At 53.8% G+C, this 16,313-nt stretch carries 16 protein-coding genes and 1 tRNA gene; 12 read left to right on the top strand and 5 right to left on the bottom strand.

The genetic code is table 11. The features are described from left to right. The first annotated feature begins 44 nt into the window (after window positions 1-44). The 3 genes from rpmG to DXY37_RS08255 all read left to right on the top strand — a co-directional run bounded on the left by rpmG (window position 45) and on the right by DXY37_RS08255 (window position 2,548). Window positions 45-245, top strand: a complete 201-nt coding sequence (rpmG, locus tag DXY37_RS08265) for a 50S ribosomal protein L33 (RefSeq protein WP_066907761.1) — start codon at window positions 45-47, stop codon at window positions 243-245. Window positions 246-283: 38 nt separating this feature from the next. Then, window positions 284-505 carry a 30S ribosomal protein S18 gene (gene rpsR, locus DXY37_RS08260; RefSeq protein WP_006041316.1) on the top strand — a complete coding sequence of 74 codons (222 nt, stop codon included), beginning with the start codon at window positions 284-286 and terminating at the stop codon, window positions 503-505. A 201-nt stretch (window positions 506-706) separates the two neighbouring features. Beyond that, window positions 707-2,548: a ribonuclease catalytic domain-containing protein gene (locus DXY37_RS08255; protein ID WP_371638021.1), complete on the top strand. Its 1,842-nt coding sequence runs from the start codon at window positions 707-709 to the stop codon at window positions 2,546-2,548. Here the strand turns inward: DXY37_RS08255 and DXY37_RS08250 are convergent, their stop codons facing one another. Next, window positions 2,549-4,315, bottom strand: coding sequence for an FAD-dependent oxidoreductase (locus DXY37_RS08250; protein ID WP_115126199.1), 1,767 nt, complete (start codon window positions 4,313-4,315; stop codon window positions 2,549-2,551). A gap of 151 nt (window positions 4,316-4,466) precedes the next feature. On the opposite strand from DXY37_RS08250, the gene metG reads away from it, so the two are divergent. Both metG and lptC read left to right on the top strand, forming a co-directional pair. Beyond that, window positions 4,467-6,011: a methionine--tRNA ligase gene (gene metG, locus DXY37_RS08245; RefSeq protein WP_115126486.1), complete on the top strand. Its 1,545-nt coding sequence runs from the start codon at window positions 4,467-4,469 to the stop codon at window positions 6,009-6,011. Further along, on the top strand, window positions 6,011-7,093 hold the full coding sequence (gene lptC / locus DXY37_RS08240) for an LPS export ABC transporter periplasmic protein LptC (protein ID WP_115126198.1): 1,083 nt from the start codon (window positions 6,011-6,013) through the stop codon (window positions 7,091-7,093). The genes metG and lptC overlap by 1 nt, the downstream gene beginning before the upstream one ends. On the opposite strand, the gene DXY37_RS08235 is transcribed toward lptC, so the two are convergent. Further along, window positions 7,023-7,688 (bottom strand): cofactor assembly of complex C subunit B, encoded by a 666-nt coding sequence (locus DXY37_RS08235; protein ID WP_115126485.1) that lies wholly within the window; start codon window positions 7,686-7,688, stop codon window positions 7,023-7,025. The genes lptC and DXY37_RS08235 overlap by 71 nt on opposite strands. Before the next feature lie 67 nt (window positions 7,689-7,755). Here DXY37_RS08235 and DXY37_RS08230 point away from each other — a divergent pair, with 67 nt between their 5' ends. The 6 genes from DXY37_RS08230 to DXY37_RS08205 all read left to right on the top strand — a co-directional run bounded on the left by DXY37_RS08230 (window position 7,756) and on the right by DXY37_RS08205 (window position 12,181). Further along, window positions 7,756-8,163 carry a tellurite resistance TerB family protein gene (locus tag DXY37_RS08230; RefSeq protein WP_115126197.1) on the top strand — a complete coding sequence of 136 codons (408 nt, stop codon included), beginning with the start codon at window positions 7,756-7,758 and terminating at the stop codon, window positions 8,161-8,163. A gap of 30 nt (window positions 8,164-8,193) precedes the next feature. After that, a complete protein-coding gene (gene psb32 / locus DXY37_RS08225; RefSeq protein ID WP_115126484.1) occupies window positions 8,194-8,871 on the top strand; it encodes a photosystem II repair protein Psb32 in 678 nt (225 codons plus the stop codon). A 7-nt stretch (window positions 8,872-8,878) separates the two neighbouring features. Beyond that, entirely contained in the window at window positions 8,879-10,027 is a 1,149-nt protein-coding gene (gene pxcA / locus DXY37_RS08220; protein WP_115126196.1) for a proton extrusion protein PcxA, read from the top strand. Further along, the gene (locus DXY37_RS08215) at window positions 10,020-10,571 is read left to right on the top strand and encodes a bifunctional adenosylcobinamide kinase/adenosylcobinamide-phosphate guanylyltransferase (RefSeq protein WP_244276985.1); all 552 of its coding nucleotides are present in this window, start codon (window positions 10,020-10,022) and stop codon (window positions 10,569-10,571) included. Before pxcA ends, DXY37_RS08215 begins: the two co-directional genes overlap by 8 nt. Then, window positions 10,568-11,062 (top strand): tRNA (cytidine(34)-2'-O)-methyltransferase, encoded by a 495-nt coding sequence (locus DXY37_RS08210; RefSeq protein WP_115126194.1) that lies wholly within the window; start codon window positions 10,568-10,570, stop codon window positions 11,060-11,062. The genes DXY37_RS08215 and DXY37_RS08210 overlap by 4 nt, the downstream gene beginning before the upstream one ends. A gap of 108 nt (window positions 11,063-11,170) precedes the next feature. Further along, window positions 11,171-12,181, top strand: coding sequence for a M23 family metallopeptidase (locus DXY37_RS08205; protein ID WP_115126193.1), 1,011 nt, complete (start codon window positions 11,171-11,173; stop codon window positions 12,179-12,181). A gap of 122 nt (window positions 12,182-12,303) precedes the next feature. On the opposite strand, the gene DXY37_RS08200 is transcribed toward DXY37_RS08205, so the two are convergent. After that, window positions 12,304-12,377: transfer RNA gene (locus DXY37_RS08200), tRNA-Met, on the bottom strand. Window positions 12,378-12,429: 52 nt separating this feature from the next. Beyond that, complete coding sequence (locus DXY37_RS13600) at window positions 12,430-12,726, bottom strand: hypothetical protein (protein ID WP_115126192.1); 297 nt, start codon at window positions 12,724-12,726, stop codon at window positions 12,430-12,432. Window positions 12,727-12,878: 152 nt separating this feature from the next. On the opposite strand from DXY37_RS13600, the gene DXY37_RS08190 reads away from it, so the two are divergent. Then, the gene (locus tag DXY37_RS08190; protein WP_115126191.1) at window positions 12,879-13,472 is read left to right on the top strand and encodes a peroxiredoxin; all 594 of its coding nucleotides are present in this window, start codon (window positions 12,879-12,881) and stop codon (window positions 13,470-13,472) included. Window positions 13,473-13,523: 51 nt separating this feature from the next. Here the strand turns inward: DXY37_RS08190 and DXY37_RS08185 are convergent, their stop codons facing one another. After that, window positions 13,524-16,313 carry a UPF0182 family protein gene (locus DXY37_RS08185; protein WP_115126190.1) on the bottom strand — a complete coding sequence of 930 codons (2,790 nt, stop codon included), beginning with the start codon at window positions 16,311-16,313 and terminating at the stop codon, window positions 13,524-13,526.

The raw sequence follows: 16,313 nt of genomic DNA, 5'->3' as shown, positions 1-16,313 counted from the left end.
GGATGTTTGTCATTTCGCTTCGCAACTGCGGCGCTACGTCCTTTATGGCCAAGAACAAGGGCGTCCGGATCGTTGTCACCATTGAGTGCACCGAATGCCGGTCCGTTCCCGCCTCCGAAAAGCGTTCTCCCGGTGTGTCCCGCTACACGACCGAGAAAAATCGTCGGAACACCACAGAAAGGCTGGAACTGATGAAGTTCTGCCCGCAGCTCAACAAGATGACTCTCCATAAAGAGATCAAGTGAGCCTGCTGTTCATCCAGTTTTCCAATCGTTTCTGATTCATGTCGAGCTCCTTTTTCAAGAAGCGCCTTTCGCCAATTAAGCCCGGCGATCCCATCGATTACAAGGATGTGGATCTGTTGAAGAAATTCATCACAGAGCGTGGCAAAATTTTGCCCAGGCGCCTCACTGGCCTCACTGCAAAACAGCAGCGTGATCTCACCAACGCTGTGAAGCGTGCACGGATCGTGGCTTTGCTGCCGTTCGTGAATCCCGAGGGTTGATTCCTGGCCACTACTGACTGCAAACCGGGAGATCTGGTCGGGATCAACGACCTCAAATCATCTCAACTTGCAGTTGTACTAGCCGTCCAAGGCAGCAAACGTCGTTTGAGTGTTGGTTTTCGAGGCAAGGAACAAGTCGTTCCAGCCCGGACCATCGAATTGATTCACCCCCAGCCTGGTGACGTTGATCCGTCGTCCCGGTTGGGGGTTTTTCCATGGACTTTCGACGAAGAGGATCTCGTTCAAGCCAGTCCCAACTGTCGCGACTGGGGCGAAGCATGGGTCTTAATACGTGAATCAGAAGAGACTATTGATCTGGCTGGATTTACGGAGCTGGCTTGCGGCACTGATGCTGCGATCAGCAAGGCTGCCTGTTGGCTTGCTTTGCATCGAGACCAGGATTTTTTCCGTTTAAAACAGGGAGTGATTCAGGCCCGGCCTGCTTCTGAGATCCGCAGCCGTCGTGCTGAACGGCGCATGCAGATCAAGGCTGAACGGCAAAGCAAGCGATGGATCCAGGTGTTGAAGACACGTCAACCCGTGGTCGTCCACACGCTTGATCCTCTTCACCAGACATGGATCCAGAGCATGCAAGAGCTTGTTGGCGAAGGGGATGAAGGAGCCCAACTCGATGCTCAGCTGTTGCAGTCACTCAAAACCGCGCGCGTCGATGCCAACGCATGTGATCTCCGGCATCTGCTGATTCAGCTTGGCCAGTGGGATGAGCATCAACCTGCCTCGATGACGGGCACACCCTGGAGCAATGGTTTCAGTCAAACGCTGCTCCTTGATGCAAGTCAGCTGGTCGACAACAGTGAGGAAATGCTTCCGGGAGATGAACACAGGCATGACCTCACGGCTCAGGCTTGCGTCACCATCGATGATGCGGAGACAAGTGACATCGACGATGCGATTGCTCTGGAACGTCGACAAGACGGATCCGAACGTCTCTGGATTCATATTGCCGATCCAGGACGCTTGATCCCTGAGGGGTCACCCTTGGATCTCGAAGCTCGACGTCGTGGCAGCAGCCTTTATCTGTCGCGGGGCAATCTTCCCATGTTTCCGCTTGAGCTTTCGACAGGGCCCTTCAGTCTCAGAACTGGGCATCGCAATGCTGCCTGGAGCACCTGGGTCGATCTCGATCAACACGGTGACATCAGTGATTTCGGAATTCTGCGCAGCTGGGTCACCCCGCGGTACCGCCTCACCTATGAGGATGCCGATGAATTAATTGATTTCGCTCCACCTGAAGAGGCAGATCTTTCGGATCTGCATCAACTGCTGGAACGCCGTCGACGTTGGCGGACAGATCAGGGTGCACTGCAGATGGACCTGCCAGAGGGTCGTATCCGATGCCGTGATGGTGAGCTGTCCGTGCAGGTCACCGAGCCTGGTGCTTCAAGGACAATGGTGGCTGAAGCCATGATCCTCGCTGGAGCCGTTGCTGCCCGGTTCGGTTCGACCCACAACTTGGCATTGCCCTATCGCAGTCAGTTATCCGCCGACCTTCCTTCGGCAAATGAGCTTGAGCAGCTACCGGATGGAGCCGTTCGATTTGCTGCCATCAAACGCTGTCTGAGCCGTGGACTGATGGGAACTCAACCCTCACCTCATTTCAGCCTTGGCCTCAACGCCTATGCCCAGGCCACCTCGCCAATCAGGCGATACGGGGATCTTGTTGTGCAGCGCCAGATCGCCGCTGTGATCAACGCTGAAACCCCGCTCAGCGAGGAGTCAATGCAAGAGCTGATAGACAGCTTTGATTCAGCTGTACGCGAAGGGCTCACCATCTCAAGGGAAGATCAGCGTCACTGGCAACAGGTCTGGTTCGAGCATCACCAGACCCACCAGTGGCCGGTGGATTTCTTGCGCTGGCTGAGACCTCAGGACCGGTTGGGGTTAGTTCGTCTTGATGATCTGGCCATGGATGTTGCCGCTGAGTGCCCTGCCGGATCGGTGCCTGGAGATGGTCTCGTGCTGAAAGTCGATCAGGTTGATTCCCAGTGTGACCAACTCAGACTACTTGCCGTAGCGCGTTGATTAGCGCAGTGAGGTGGTCCGAAACCATCCTCCCCAGGGGTTGTGGGTGCCTTGAACCATGACGCTTATCGGCTTGTCGAGCGTCTGAAGTCTTGCGTTGACGGCTGGTTCCAGCGTGATCAACTGACAGGACTCGGCGTCCTCGAGTTGAATTCTGTAGGAACCTTCACCGTCTGGAATGACCTTGGCATGCACTGATCTGCCTGATTCCAATGTCTCGGGAAGGGCTGGTGCCAGTGGCTTGCGATCGAGGGCTGCTGTCTGGCGCTCCAACCACTGACTGTGATGCCAGGCTGTATCCCAGAGCGGCGCGACTGCGGCTGGTGCCCTGTCGTCTCCGATCAGTCGATTCTGCAGGCTGCGCACCGAGAGTTCAGAGGGTTGAAGGTTTGATTCCACGGCGAGAGCGGACGCTGCTCCTGCAGCTTGGCCAACGTTCATGATCAAAGGCTGCAACCGAGTGGCGCCATTGGCCATGTGACTCGTGCTGAAAGCCTTATCCGCCATCAGCAGATTGTCGATGGCCTCACTCAGCAGGGCTCCGAAGGGGATGCAGAAGGGTGTTCCTGTCCAGCGACCGCCCCAACGGCAACTTTTGGGAGCCAATTGCCAGTCATTGCCGGGGTAGTGATGGTCATTGGCGTAGTTCCCCACTGCAATCGACTGCAGCACTTCACTGTCATTGACTGGTGGACCAGACATGCACACTCCTTCTGTTAGGGGGAGTAAATCCTGTTCAATCACAGTGGTGCGGCCAATCATCCGTCGGCCTTCACGCCAATACGGCATGGCAGCAATCCAGGGAGCAGGGCTTGCTGCACTGTTGGGAAAGGCCTGGCCAAGTTGCAGCCATCCATCGGTGGCTTTGCTCAACGCATCGGCGAAGCTGAGACTGTGCTGCTGCATCTCACTGAACAGCAATGCTTCTTGGCTGGCATCAGCGAGGAATGCTCGTTCCAAACCCCGATGCCAGTCATTGCCGTGCAATGGCCAATTGAGCATCACCAGTCCTGACGGCAAGCGGCCATAGGTGATGGTTTTTTCCAGCCCGAATCTGTCACAGGCACCATCAAAGGGTGCAGGAAGTCTTGGACCAGATGGTTGTTCGTCTTGCTGCGGATGATCTTTGAGCTGATCGCCAAGAAGTTGGCCCATCACCACCCAAGTGGGGGACTGAATGGGTTGTTGTCTGAAAAAAGGTTCTGTGTTGAGACGTTGCTGCGATGGGGCGCTGGGCTCATGCCACTGTTCCTGCGGATCCCAGCCGAATCGAAAGGGAGCATCGGCCAAGGGCAACAGATCACCTCGATCGCTGCCGTCGATCACAACGCGGCACTTCACCCTGCGGACCTCTCCCTCCATCTCCACGCACAAGCCCGTGATCAGAGAGCCTGCACGCTCGACGTTCAGCAGCTGACAACCAGGCCACCAAAGCAATCTGGCCTCCTGCTGCAACCAGTTCTGAAGAATGGTTTCCGCTGTTCTGGGTCGGTATCCGAAACAGCTGACCCAGTTCTGATCGAGTCCTTCTGGTTCGCCTTGTTCCAGTTCACGCAGAAAAGCTCCCCAAAGCCCCGTTTGCCATGGGCTGAGTTCATTGCCATCTGGACAGCACACACCGGCAGCACTGACCATCCCGCCTAACCACGGCCCTGGGGTGAGAAGCAGGGTGGAGGCACCGCCACGAGCCGCCTGAATCGCAGCTGCAGCTCCGCCAGTGCCCCCTCCCCAGACCAGCACGTCCACCGAATCAATGTTGACGGTCATGATCCTTTCCGTTCTTGGATGAGGCCTGAAGCTGAATCAGATCTCACTCAGTCGCATGCTCCAGGCAGCGGGAGCGCAAGATCAGGGACCCGGAAAGAGGGTCGTTAAGATCCAGCCCCAGAGCAAGGGGCCTAAGGAGAGCGCCGAAGCGATGACCTACAGCCTCACAACACCGCTCTATTACGTCAATGCCAAGCCACATCTAGGCAGCACATACACGACCATTGCCTGTGACGCTTTGGCCCGTTTTCAGCGCCTTGAGGGACAGCAGGTTCTGTTCGTCACTGGAGTGGATGAGCATGGTCAGAAGATTCAGCGCACGGCTGAGGTTCGCAAGATCAGCCCACAGGCCCACTGTGATGAGATCAGCAGGGAATACATGGATCTCTGGTCTGAGTGGGAGATCAGCAACGATCGTTTTGTGCGAACCACAAGCGAGCGCCACCTGCCCTTAGTTCAGGAGTTTTTCCATCGCTGTGAAGCTGCAGGTCACATCCGCACAGGCCATCAGGAGGGCTGGTACTGCGTCGACTGCGAGGAATTTAAGGATGATCCTGTTAATGCCAAATCACCGAGCTGTCCAACCCATCAAAAGCCCCTGGAATGGCGTGATGAAGAGAACCTGTTCTTTTGCCTCTCCAAGTTTCAGAAGCCAATTGAATCGCTGATCGCAGAGCCTGGATTCATTGCACCGGCGAGTCGTCGCAAAGAGGTTGAAAACTTCGTAGCCGGAGGTTTGCGAGATTTCTCTATCTCCCGTGTGAATGTGTCGCATGGGCTTCCGGTTCCGGGCCATGCCGGCCATACCTTTTATGTTTGGTTTGATGCACTACTGGGCTATCTGACAGCTCTTCTGGATGATGGAGGTTCAGTGGATCTGGATCGCCTTAGCAGTGCTGGCTGGCCCGTCAGCGTGCACGTCATCGGTAAAGACATCCTGCGTTTTCACGCTGTTTACTGGCCAGCGATGTTGATGTCGGCAGGTTTGCCGTTGCCTAAGAGCGTCTTCGGCCATGGCTTTCTCACCCGCGAAGGCCAAAAAATGGGCAAATCTCTGGGCAACGTGTTGGACCCTGAACTGTTGCTTGAGCGCTGCGGTACGGATGCGGTTCGTTGGTACTTGTTGCGCGACATTCAGTTCGGTGATGACGGTGATTTCCAACAGCAGCGGTTTGTGGATCTTGTGAATAACGATCTCGCCAACACGATCGGGAATCTGCTCAACCGCACCTCGTCTATGTCTAGGAAATGGTTTGGCAATGGCTTGCCTGCTGTTGCTGAGACAGTTCGCGACGACCATGTCCTTCGCGGAAAGGCAGAGCTGACGATTCAGCAGGTTCGGACGTCAATGCCGGAGCTCAATTTTCAAAAAGCAGCTGAAGCGGTGCTCCAGCTGGCAATCGACACCAATGGTTTTCTCAACGAACAGGCTCCCTGGAGTCAAATGAAGCAACCAGGCCAGGAAGTGCAGGTTGGTGAAGATCTTTATGCCGTTTTGGAATGTACCCGGATTGTGGGCATTCTTCTGCAACCGATCGTGCCTGATTTCAGTCAACGCATCCTTGCTCAACTGGGTCTTTCCCCGATTTCCGGATCGTGGACCGACTATCTGAACTGGGGAAGGCTTGTTCCCGGATCACCTCTGCCCAAACCGGAACCTGTCATGCAGAGACTTGAGCTCGAATCACCACTCTGATGACCTTGACCAATTCAACAGGTCGCCTGCGCGGTGCTCTGCTCATCACTCTCACGCTTCTGACAGGCTGTGTCAGTGAGAAACCGTTATCAACAGTTCAGGCACCCCCCTTTGTCTTTCGCTCGCTGAAACTCGAACAGAAGACCAAGCAAGGACTGATGGACTGGAGTTTGAACAGTCCTGAAGCCCGTTATGAGCTCACTCGTCGTCTTGTGCGTGCCCGACAGCCTGACGGGGTTCTCTACAGGAATGGCAAGCCATCATTCAGTGTGAAGTCTGATCTGGCTCTGGTTGTCAACGATGGCGAACAGATTTTGCTTGAAGGTGATGTCAGGCTGCAGCAACTCAAAGGTTCCAGACTTTTGATTCAAGGAGATCGTCTGCGCTGGCATCCGCAGCAGGGGATTTTGCTGATTGAGCAGCGTCCGAGGGCTACGGATAAAGAATCCAGAATTAGCGCTACCGAAGCACAGCTTCTGCAAACCACGAACGATCTGACCCTTAAGGGTGTTGTCAAACTTGAGCGCTGGTCAAAGGACTCCGATCCATCCAACCCAGATACAACACTCAGAACCGGTCCGGCCGAGTGGAATCTTGATACCGGTTTACTGAACGCCGAGGGGCCTGTACTGGCACAGCGACGTGACACGGAAGGAACGGTGCTTGAGCAGCTTGAGGGCAAGACACTTCAAGGAAATACACGTGTAGGTGACCTGAAGGTCATGGCTCCGGTGATTGTGCGGATGCCACGTCAAAAAGGCCTTCTCACGGCACAGGACACCACTTGGAATTTTCGAACGCAGATCGTGCGCAGCGAGCAACCCTTCGAAGCGGAACTCGACCGTATGAGGATCTTTGGCAATGCGTTTCAGGCTGAGCTGCAGGAGAGCACGGTGGTGATCAAGGGTGACTGCAGGATTGAACAGCCAGGGGAGGCGCTCAATGCACCGACTTGCAGCTGGAACTGGCGCACTGAGGAGGTCCTAGCGGATGGAAATGTTCAATCTCAGGTCAGATTCCCTTCGGATCAATCTGTGGATCAGAGTCCTCGACCGCGGAAATCAGCTCCAGTTGAGTTCTGAGCCTTTCTGCCCAACCCGCCAGCCATCGTTCATCAGAGCGTGTGAAGCAGCGCTCTGACCAGCCACCCAGCACAATCCAACCACGCTCTCCCAGGGGTTGAATCATCACTGCAGGCAGACCTGGTAAAACAGAATCAAATTCTTGCCGACCTGGGTAAAGGGCGGTTCGTACCAATGACACCAGGGCCTGCCGATCCGTACTGCGTTGACAGATCTCACCAGGCAAAAACGGCTCCTTGGTGATCAGACCTCGTCTCAGTAGCACCGTTCCGTCCCAGTTCACCAGGATCGTTGCCGCCGAAGTTGCCGTCAGGAATTGATGGCTTCCCCAAGCCAATTCCGTACGCAGGCTTTCGGATAGTCCCGCGGCGATTTCGAGTCCTTGCTTGCCCTCGAGCTTCACGGCCTTGGGAATACGTGGAACCGCTCGGGTCCAGAGCACCGCCACGAGCATCAGGCCAACCGCTGCCATACCGGACAGCACCTCTGCACGCTGCAGTGCCGGAGTGAACGTTCCTGCTGTCAAAGCATTGAACACAGCCAGCCCCAGCACCAACAGTCCGGAGATCAGACAGAGTCGTGCAGAACCTGGCATGGTCTCGAGAATCCTGCGGTCAGAAGAGCTCACTCTTGCTCAAATGGGGCAGCACTGACCAGTGGTGATGACGGACGCAGAAGCTTTTGCCTCGATCGCACTCGCTGCGGTGGCTTGCGACGGCACCCTCGGTCGTGAGGAAGCCCATGCCCTGCGACGATCACTGGAGTACCGCACTCCTTATAAGGACCGCACGGAACAGGAGATGGGCGCCTTGTTCGACCGGCTGTTGGTCACGCTGCGTGAACAGGGGGTCAACCAATTGGTCACTGAGGCATTGCCAGCACTGACCCCCATTCAGCAGGAGACGGCACTGGCCGTGGCCGTTCAACTCACCCATGCCGACCGGGATGTTTCGCCTGCAGAGCAGAGGTTCCTCAACCAACTCTGCGGCCAACTGTCGCTTCCTGACGGCCGTGCAGTGGCGGTGATGGAGGCCATCATGGCCCTGCATCGCGACAGTCTTTCCTTCTGAAGGCAGACTGTCAGCACAATGCTCCTGACCATGAAGCGTCTGAACCACCTCGTCGGAGGGATTCTGTCTGCTGTGCTCTGTCTGTTGCTCGCTGTTCCAGCAGCGGTGGCTGTTTCTGCACAGGATTTCCCGCTGTCTCTGCCTGATGATGTCGTCCTCGATTCAGCCGATGTACTTAGCAGAGCCAGCAGAAACGAGATCAGCACTCGTTTGCAGGAGCTCGATCAGTTCCATGTCGATGCCCGCTTGGTGACATTGCGACGACTCGACTACGGACTCAGCCTGTCCGGTTTTGGTGACGAACTTTTGGATCGATGGACCGAGGAATCCAACATGACTGATCGCCCACTGCTGATTTTCCTTGAGGAAACTCAGAGCAAGCAGGCGACGGTGGTTGCAGCTGATGAGCTGTTGGAGCAGCTACCAGAGTCTCTATTGCGCAGCACGGGGCGGACGACCATGAGCCAACCGCTGCGAGATGGCGATCGATTTCGCCAGGCCACACTCGACGGAGTCAGCCGAATCGAAGTCGTCCTCAATGGAGGTGAAGATCCTGGTCCACCCGTGCAGCTTGAGCGTGTCTCCAACCCCACCAATATTCCAACTGCTGAGGAGACTGGAGAAAGCAACGCCTTCACATGGGTTGTCGTTCTTCTCGCCGTCGGCACCATAGTACCTATGGCGACCTGGTGGATTTTCTCCAGCTAACGACACGATGGCAGGACGTAACTGGCTTGGGACCTTCGGTGGAACCAAGTCATTCAATGTGAATTCAGAACTGGATCGTGGTTACGAAGCCGCGCTTCTTATTCAAAGTCTTGAGCTTGAATATTACGGTGACAGACCTATTCGTCCAGACTTGGAACTCTCCGTTCCATCAACTGTTCAGGCCACAATCCTTCGCAAGTTCAGGGCTGCTATCAACGTCTGCCGCTCATCGCTTGACAAGCTTGAATATCAACGCACGCAATTTGACACCCAGGAGCTTAGACAACTTCAACTGATTGAAAGTGTTGTTAATCGATATAGTCCAAGGCGTGCAGCCTCTGCGCCAACGATTAGCCGAGCCCCTGATCCTCTGCCCCGGTCTTTGCTGGGCATCTTCGACACATTGCGCCGCCAGCTCAATCCTGCTGCAGAAGCCACTTTGGTGGCAGGTTTCCGACGCCGAAGAGATTCAACTCTGATCTCGCTGAAGGTGCTGCTTCTGCTGATTCTTGTGCCGTTGTTGGTCCAGCAAGTGAGCCGCACCTACATCATTAGCCCTGCGGTTGATCACTTTGCTCCGGACCTCCCGTTTCTCAGTTATCCCAAGCCTCAGCTCGAGGAGCAGGCCGTTGAGAAACTAAGGGTCTTTAAAGCTGAGATTGAATTTGATGCTCTGCTTCGCGGGGATTCAATTCCTACCCAGGAGGAGCTTCAACAGAAACTGTCTGCAAAAGCCGAAGAATTGAAGGAAGAAGCTGATTCGGAAAGCACTCATGCCATTAAAAATGTTTTGGCGGATCTAGCTGCAACCGTTGCTTTTGTTGTTGTTTGTCTTTTCAGTCGCGAAGAGCTGAGGGTGCTTCGTGGATTTTTTGATGAAGCTGTTTACGGACTCAGCGATTCAGCCAAAGCTTTCGCGATCATTCTCTTCACCGATATTTTTGTTGGATTCCACAGTCCTGAGGGATGGACTGTTCTGTTGGATGGAATCGCCAATCACTTTGGTTTTCCAGCTCGAGAGAACTTCATCCTTCTCTTCATCGCCACGTTTCCGGTGATTCTTGCCACCATCTTCAAGTATTGGATCTTCAGATATCTCAACCGTGTCAGTCCCTCCTCTGTGGCCACACTGCGAGGCATGAACGGTGGTGGCTAAGCCCTTGCACGGCTTGGTCCTTGTTACCGGCCCAAGCCGTGGTGGGAAGAGTCGTTGGGCTGAATATCTTGTCGCTCAACACAGTCCTATCAGTTACGTCGCAACATCCGATCAACGCCCTAACGACAGTGGATGGCAGGAGAGACTTCGCTTGCATCGCGAGCGACGGCCCTCGGAGTGGGACCTGATCGAAAGTGGAGCCGATTTGTCAACAGCTCTGAACACCATTCCTCCCAGTCATACGGTTCTTGTGGATGCTTTGGGAGCCTTTACGGCGTGGCATTTGGACACATCTTCTGTCGACTGGATGGAACTTGAAGCAGAGCTCATCCACAGCCTTCAGGCGCGACAAAGGCCCGTCGTTGTAGTGATCGAGGAGACTGGATGGGGAGTTGTGCCAGCAACAGCCATCGGGGGCCGATTTCGCGATCGCCAAGGTCGGTTGGCCCAACGGCTCGAAACTATTGCCTCAGCGAGTTGGCTCGTCGTCCAGGGACGAGCTCTTGACCTCCATGCTCTCGGATATTCAGTACCGGATCAATGACGTTGAATTCCACGCCCTTGCGGGTTGCGCTGTTCGAACCGAGGATCCCCCCAAATACAGGCACAATCGGGCGCACTTGCGCAGCATTTGGTCTGCCGCTCGCTCTGATCGAGCCCCTTGGTTTTTCAATTGACGACCGTCAGCTCAAACGTGCTGGCCTGGATTACTGGCCTTTTATTGATCTCTCTGTCCATGAGGATTTCGAGCACTTTCTGAATAGCCTTCCCAAACCATCGCGGTTGATCGGCTGCAGCCGTCGCGGAGGGCAGACCCTTCAGACCATCAGTTTTCAAGAAGGCGACGTTCTGTTGTTCGGACGCGAAGACATCGGTCTCCCAGATCCGATCAGGGCTCAGTGTGATCAAATTCTCACGATCCCGATGCCCTGCAGCGCTGCTGCCGACGGCAGTGGTGGTGTTCGCAGCCTGAATCTCTCCGTCGCCTGTGGAATCGTGAGTTATCACGCAGGATTGAAGCTTCAGTTGTGGTGATTGGAGATCTGCCACGAAAGCCCTTGCACAGTTGTGTTCCGCTCGCTACTTTCGGCAAAATCCCGGGTCGTGGCGGCTTCATCGGGAAAAAATTTCAAGTATGCCTTAATGAAGCCCCTCTTCATAGCTGTTACCGCAATAACTTCCAGCACTGCGCTGTTCGCCGTTTCCCAGCTTTCAGGTCATGCAGATTCCGATCACTACAGCGCCCAGCAGCTTTTCACTGCACTTCCCAACACATCACCTCCTCCTAACCCAACAGCATTGATCTGGGTTCAGCTGGCAGCAGACAGCGATCTGAGTGTGATTGCCAGAGAGCTTGATCTTTCTCTGATTGAACTTTCAAAGCTGAATGAGCAACCAGCTTCAACGATGCTTAAAGCTGGCAATTGGCTTGTTCTTCCTGAACAGAGTCGTAGTGAAGTTGCTAGCTCCTCCCGATTTATCGATGGTTCACTTCGCACAACTGCGCCTCTGAGTTCTCCTCCAATTCCGAAGGATGTGGTCGAGATCCAATCAGATCAGTCCTTGTCCTCTTTCATCAGAGACCATGGCATCTCGCTTCAACAACTCAAGGATCTGAACCCTGGTGTTCAGCTTTCTAGAATGTTGGTGATTGGTAGCAAAGTTCGAGTCGCCAAAGCACGACCCTTGCTGGGAATCCGTCCACTCAGATCCGGAGGAGCGAGCTGGCCTGATCTTCCTGGCTTCACTGGATCTGAGCCCTTTGACGCTTCTCAGTCGTTCATCTGGCCAACCAAGGGTGTTTTTACCTCCGGCTATGGATGGCGATGGGGGCGTATGCACAAAGGAATCGATATCGCCAATAATGTCGGCACACCTATTTTTGCGGCCAAGGATGGTGTGATTGCCTTCGCCGGCTGGAGCAGTGGTTATGGCTATCTCGTTGAGATGTCCCATGGTGATGGCTCAACTACGCGTTATGCCCATAGCAGTCGTCTTCTAGTCAAGAAAGGCCAGATGGTTCCTCAGGGCATGCGTATTTCTTTGATGGGCAGCACTGGTCGAAGCACAGGCCCCCACCTGCACTTCGAGATTCGTCGTCCAGGTGGTGCTGCCCTCGATCCGATTGCCTTGCTTCCCTCTCGTCGTGGTTGAGCACAATTAACGTCGTTGCTGTATTTAAACAGTGATCAATTAATCAACAATTCAATTATTAAAACCTCGATATTATTAATTGAGAAATTAAATTTTCTTCTGTTGGCTATTTGAAAAATAAATGTCAGAGGAGAGACTTGAACTCTCGACCTCAGGGTTATGAATCCTGTGCTCTAACCAGCTGAGCTACTCTGACAAAAGGCCATCAGGCCAGTTCCCATAATACATCTTGAGATGTCCTGATTGAGCTAGCGCATCTCAATGGCGTTAAGACGTTCTCGGAAGGATTTAGGAGACGACTGCGAGGTTCCTACATCTTCCGTCAAGGTGACGTGACCATCGGGAATCGCATTGGGCCTTCGTTGTTGCCTGACTGGTTGGCCACGGTGTGGCCGAGCTTTGAGAAGGAGTGCCCTTGTTTTTGGATCACGTTCTAGTGGTTGGCTGTTCAGCTCACTTCGCACTTGATTCAGGAGTCGGAAATGCCCGGTGCTGCTGAATTTTCTGAGAAGCGCTGGATCCCAGCTCATGGAAGACTGAATCATGCATTGATAATAAGAGTGGGCCATGCCGAGACAGGCTCCTCGTCGTCCCGCAGTCTCTAGGTCAGCCGTGATAACTTGTCGCGAGCAATCGGAAGTCGGGACGACTACGACCTAGGCCTGTTCACTTCCTTGCCAAACCTCGCATCACCAACATGTCTTCGCTGCGTGTGGGCCAACAGGCCCCCGATTTCACTGCCACAGCAGTGGTTGACCAGGAGTTCAAGGACATCACTCTCTCGCAGTACCGCGGCAAATACGTGGTGCTGTTCTTCTATCCTTTGGACTTCACCTTTGTGTGTCCCACTGAGATCACAGCATTTAGTGATCGTTACACGGATTTCTCCAGCAAGAACACCGAAGTTCTAGGTGTTTCTGTTGACAGTCAGTTCAGCCACCTGGCATGGATCCAGAGTCCACGGAATCAAGGTGGTCTTGGTGATATCAACTACCCCCTCGTGGCCGATCTCAAGAAAGAGATCTCCACGGCCTACAACGTGCTTGATGAAGCAGAAGGTGTTGCACTGCGTGGATTGTTCATCATCGATCCAGAGGGTGTGATTATGCACTCAACCATCAACAATCTCCCTGTTGGAAGAAATGTTGACGAGACTCTGCGCGTTCTGCAGGCCTTCCAATACGTTCAGTCCAATCCTGATGAAGTTTGCCCCGCGAACTGGACTCCGGGTGAAAAGACCATGAAGCCGGATCCGGTTGGAAGCAAAGAATTCTTTGCTGCCATTAACTGATTCAAACATCGTTCTTCGATGTTTCTATGGTCCGCCTTGCGCGGACCTATTTTATGGCGTTGTGCTGCTTTCCTGTCTACGCCTGTCGAGAAGTGATCTCAATCCAGTATCTAGATCAGCGGCCATTGCCACACGCCGCCCGTCACTCACCACGATTCTGGTCAATGTCGGAAGCCCTCCCTGCTGCGCTCTCAGATAAATTGGTTCAACGTATAACAATGAATCACCAACAGGTACAACAAGCAGATTGCCTTGTACAACCTGTGAGCCGGCTCGATCCCAGAGAGCAAACTGCTGACTAATTTCGGGGTTTTGATTAATCAGTGCTTGCACTTGTTCTGGCCCAAAGATCGGAATATCACTCGGGAATCGCAGGAGAATGAGCTCTCCATAGTGTTTACCATCATTCCTTGCTGCCAACCAGGCAGATAGATTCGGTCGAGCCAAAGGAGTGAGAGGCTGTAGCAGAAGAAACTCTGAGTTTTGACTTGGCTTGACCTGGGCAGTGATGTGATAGGGCGCTACAGGAATCTGTTTTTTTCCGTATAACTCCATCGGCACTTGCCAGACATCATCTCCGCTGTAGAAAATACGAGGGTTGGTGACGTGATAACGAAGTAATTGCTGGACCTGTAATTCAAACAGTGCCTGAGGCACCATTAAGTGTCTTCTTAGACTGGGTGGCATCATCTCAAGTGGTTCGAACAAAGTTGGAAAAACATTGGCCCAGCCTTGAATGATCGGATCACTCGGTTCATTGATATAAAGATGAACATTGCCGTTGTATGCATCGACAACTGCCTTGACTGAATTGCGGACATAACGAAGAGGTCGGCCATCTGGAAGTGTTGCTGCATAAGGGACAGTCCTTGATGATGTGAACCCCTCGACAATCCAGTATTGGTGTTGGCCCTTCTGATAGCCACTGGAAGCATCATCCATCGGCACTGAAACAAGATATGGATCTCCCATCAGATCCAGAAAAGGTGCCAGGGTTCGAACTCTTTCTTTGACATCGCGCCGTAGAAGCAAACGAGACTCTTCAGTCAGGGCTCCTGTGTTTAGAAATCTGGGATCAGCAAGATATGTCGCTGCGGTAATTCTCTGCCATAGATGTTTAAGTGTGACGCCAGCAGAGCCTGAATAGTGGTTATAGGTGTTGTCATCTCCATCGGGGTAATCAAACTCTTCGATGCGAGTGGGTGCTACCGCATAGGGTGAATGCAGGTCACCAAAGTATATTGCAGCACGACCAATCGGCACTTCACGTTCAACATCTGACTTGGCGATACCCAACGATTTATTGCCTTCAATTCGTGTGGATTCGCCTATATCACTGATGAAGTAGGCCGGAAGACCATCTGGCTCTTTTGTATTCACAGGATTCAGTGTGAAGCCAAAACCGTGGGTAAAAACAAAATGACGATTCTGCCAAGTTCGTGAACGTGCAGGAAGTGCGGCCTGGTCTAATTCCCTCGCTGCTATAATGACCTGTTGATTCTCATTACTTTCCGCATTAAGTGGATAACGATCAACGGAAGCATTCGCAAATTGGTAATAAACCCTTAGTTGTTGGAGCTGGCGATTGGTGTCCAGCATGGGTTGGCTGTCCCAGAGTCTGATGTTTTGAAGCGTGCTTGCTCCTTTGATCAGGTCCTCCTCGGTAATCTCCTGCGTTGGCGTGATGCCACGGGTTCTGATGGAATCCAGTTGGTAGGCCTGTCGTGTCGCTGAAATTGAGCGACTGAGATAAGGAGTTTCGAGCTGCAGTTCTCGCGGCCTGACCACCATCCATTGGACAATTGGCGACAGCAATAATTCCGCGAGTACGGAGATCAACGCCAATGTGAAGAGAGCTGTTCTCAGCCTTCGTCGTTGTTGTTGGGCCTCTCCCCGCCATGGCAGACAGGTGCCGGCCATCAACACCAGCAGCAGAGCAACCAACTGACGCAGGGGGAGTCTGAGATGAACATCAAGCCAGCCTGCTCCCGCAACCAATCCGCTCTGGGTCCAGAGCAATTGGTGACGGACAAGCCATGTGAGAGCAGCCAACACAAGAAGCATCAGGGCCAGTGCAGGCCGAAGCAACGCACGTTCCTGTGAATTCCAGCCAGGAAAGCCCCAGTCAGTGAGACAAGGAGAACGGGTCAATCGACTCCATGCCGAGGTGCTCAGCGTCAGCAAGATCTGCAGCAACAGCAGCTCGAGGGCCAGTGCAAATGCTGAAAAACGACCTAATCCGAAACTGAGATCAGCACCTAGAAGTGGATCCGTGATTCCTGAATCAGGAATCGTGATGGCCAGTGCCCAAAGTCCCCAGCTGCGACCTGCAACAACACAGAGGCAAAGGCTTCCATACACAAAGGCAAGGTTGATGCGACGCCTTCTTCCAAGCCCCGATGTGATCAACAGGATCAGAACAATGCTGACGATCAGAACGCTCCATTCCGGTTGAAACGGAACACTCCACCAGTGGGCCAGAAGAAACGGTTGCTTCCACGCCAGCCATGCCAGCCGTGTCGTGATGCCGAGAACACTGAGAAGAATCGCGAGGCAAGCGAGTAAAGAGAGGGAATAGACGCCGCCTCGTAATGCGGGGATCTCTCCCCTTGGTGTCGGAACGTAGGCCCGCATCCAGCGGAGTCGCCACCAAGCGGTGATCAGTACAAAAAGGAGCGCTAAACCAGCTCCGAGGAACTGAAAACCGAGTCTTTGCCCATAGATCCCCTGGTGCCCGAACTGAGAAAACCAAGACCACTCAACCTGGAGCCTGGCGAAGAGCCAGAAAGCTGGGAACACCAGCAGGAGCCACAACGCTGATGGACGCAGTAGGGGGGACAT

Source organism: Synechococcus sp. GEYO (assembly GCF_900473955.1).
Classification (GTDB): domain Bacteria; phylum Cyanobacteriota; class Cyanobacteriia; order PCC-6307; family Cyanobiaceae; genus Synechococcus_C.
Note: the sequence above shows the minus strand (reverse complement) of the source record. Positions and strands in the feature narration are given on the sequence as shown.

Excerpts from the sequence above, each read along its gene's own strand:
- DXY37_RS08190 (WP_115126191.1), top strand. The coding sequence starts at position 12,879 with ATGTCTTCGCTGCGTGTGGGCCAACAGGCCCCCGATTTCACTGCCACA.
- DXY37_RS08250 (WP_115126199.1), bottom strand. The coding sequence starts at position 4,315 with ATGACCGTCAACATTGATTCGGTGGACGTGCTGGTCTGGGGAGGGGGC.
- DXY37_RS08185 (WP_115126190.1), bottom strand. The coding sequence starts at position 16,313 with ATGTCCCCCCTACTGCGTCCATCAGCGTTGTGGCTCCTGCTGGTGTTC.
- DXY37_RS13600 (WP_115126192.1), bottom strand. The coding sequence starts at position 12,726 with ATGATTCAGTCTTCCATGAGCTGGGATCCAGCGCTTCTCAGAAAATTC.
- lptC (WP_115126198.1), top strand. The coding sequence starts at position 6,011 with ATGACCTTGACCAATTCAACAGGTCGCCTGCGCGGTGCTCTGCTCATC.
- psb32 (WP_115126484.1), top strand. The coding sequence starts at position 8,194 with ATGAAGCGTCTGAACCACCTCGTCGGAGGGATTCTGTCTGCTGTGCTC.
- DXY37_RS08235 (WP_115126485.1), bottom strand. The coding sequence starts at position 7,688 with ATGCCAGGTTCTGCACGACTCTGTCTGATCTCCGGACTGTTGGTGCTG.
- metG (WP_115126486.1), top strand. The coding sequence starts at position 4,467 with ATGACCTACAGCCTCACAACACCGCTCTATTACGTCAATGCCAAGCCA.
- DXY37_RS08210 (WP_115126194.1), top strand. The coding sequence starts at position 10,568 with ATGACGTTGAATTCCACGCCCTTGCGGGTTGCGCTGTTCGAACCGAGG.
- DXY37_RS08205 (WP_115126193.1), top strand. The coding sequence starts at position 11,171 with ATGAAGCCCCTCTTCATAGCTGTTACCGCAATAACTTCCAGCACTGCG.
- rpsR (WP_006041316.1), top strand. The coding sequence starts at position 284 with ATGTCGAGCTCCTTTTTCAAGAAGCGCCTTTCGCCAATTAAGCCCGGC.
- pxcA (WP_115126196.1), top strand. The coding sequence starts at position 8,879 with ATGGCAGGACGTAACTGGCTTGGGACCTTCGGTGGAACCAAGTCATTC.
- DXY37_RS08230 (WP_115126197.1), top strand. The coding sequence starts at position 7,756 with ATGACGGACGCAGAAGCTTTTGCCTCGATCGCACTCGCTGCGGTGGCT.
- rpmG (WP_066907761.1), top strand. The coding sequence starts at position 45 with ATGGCCAAGAACAAGGGCGTCCGGATCGTTGTCACCATTGAGTGCACC.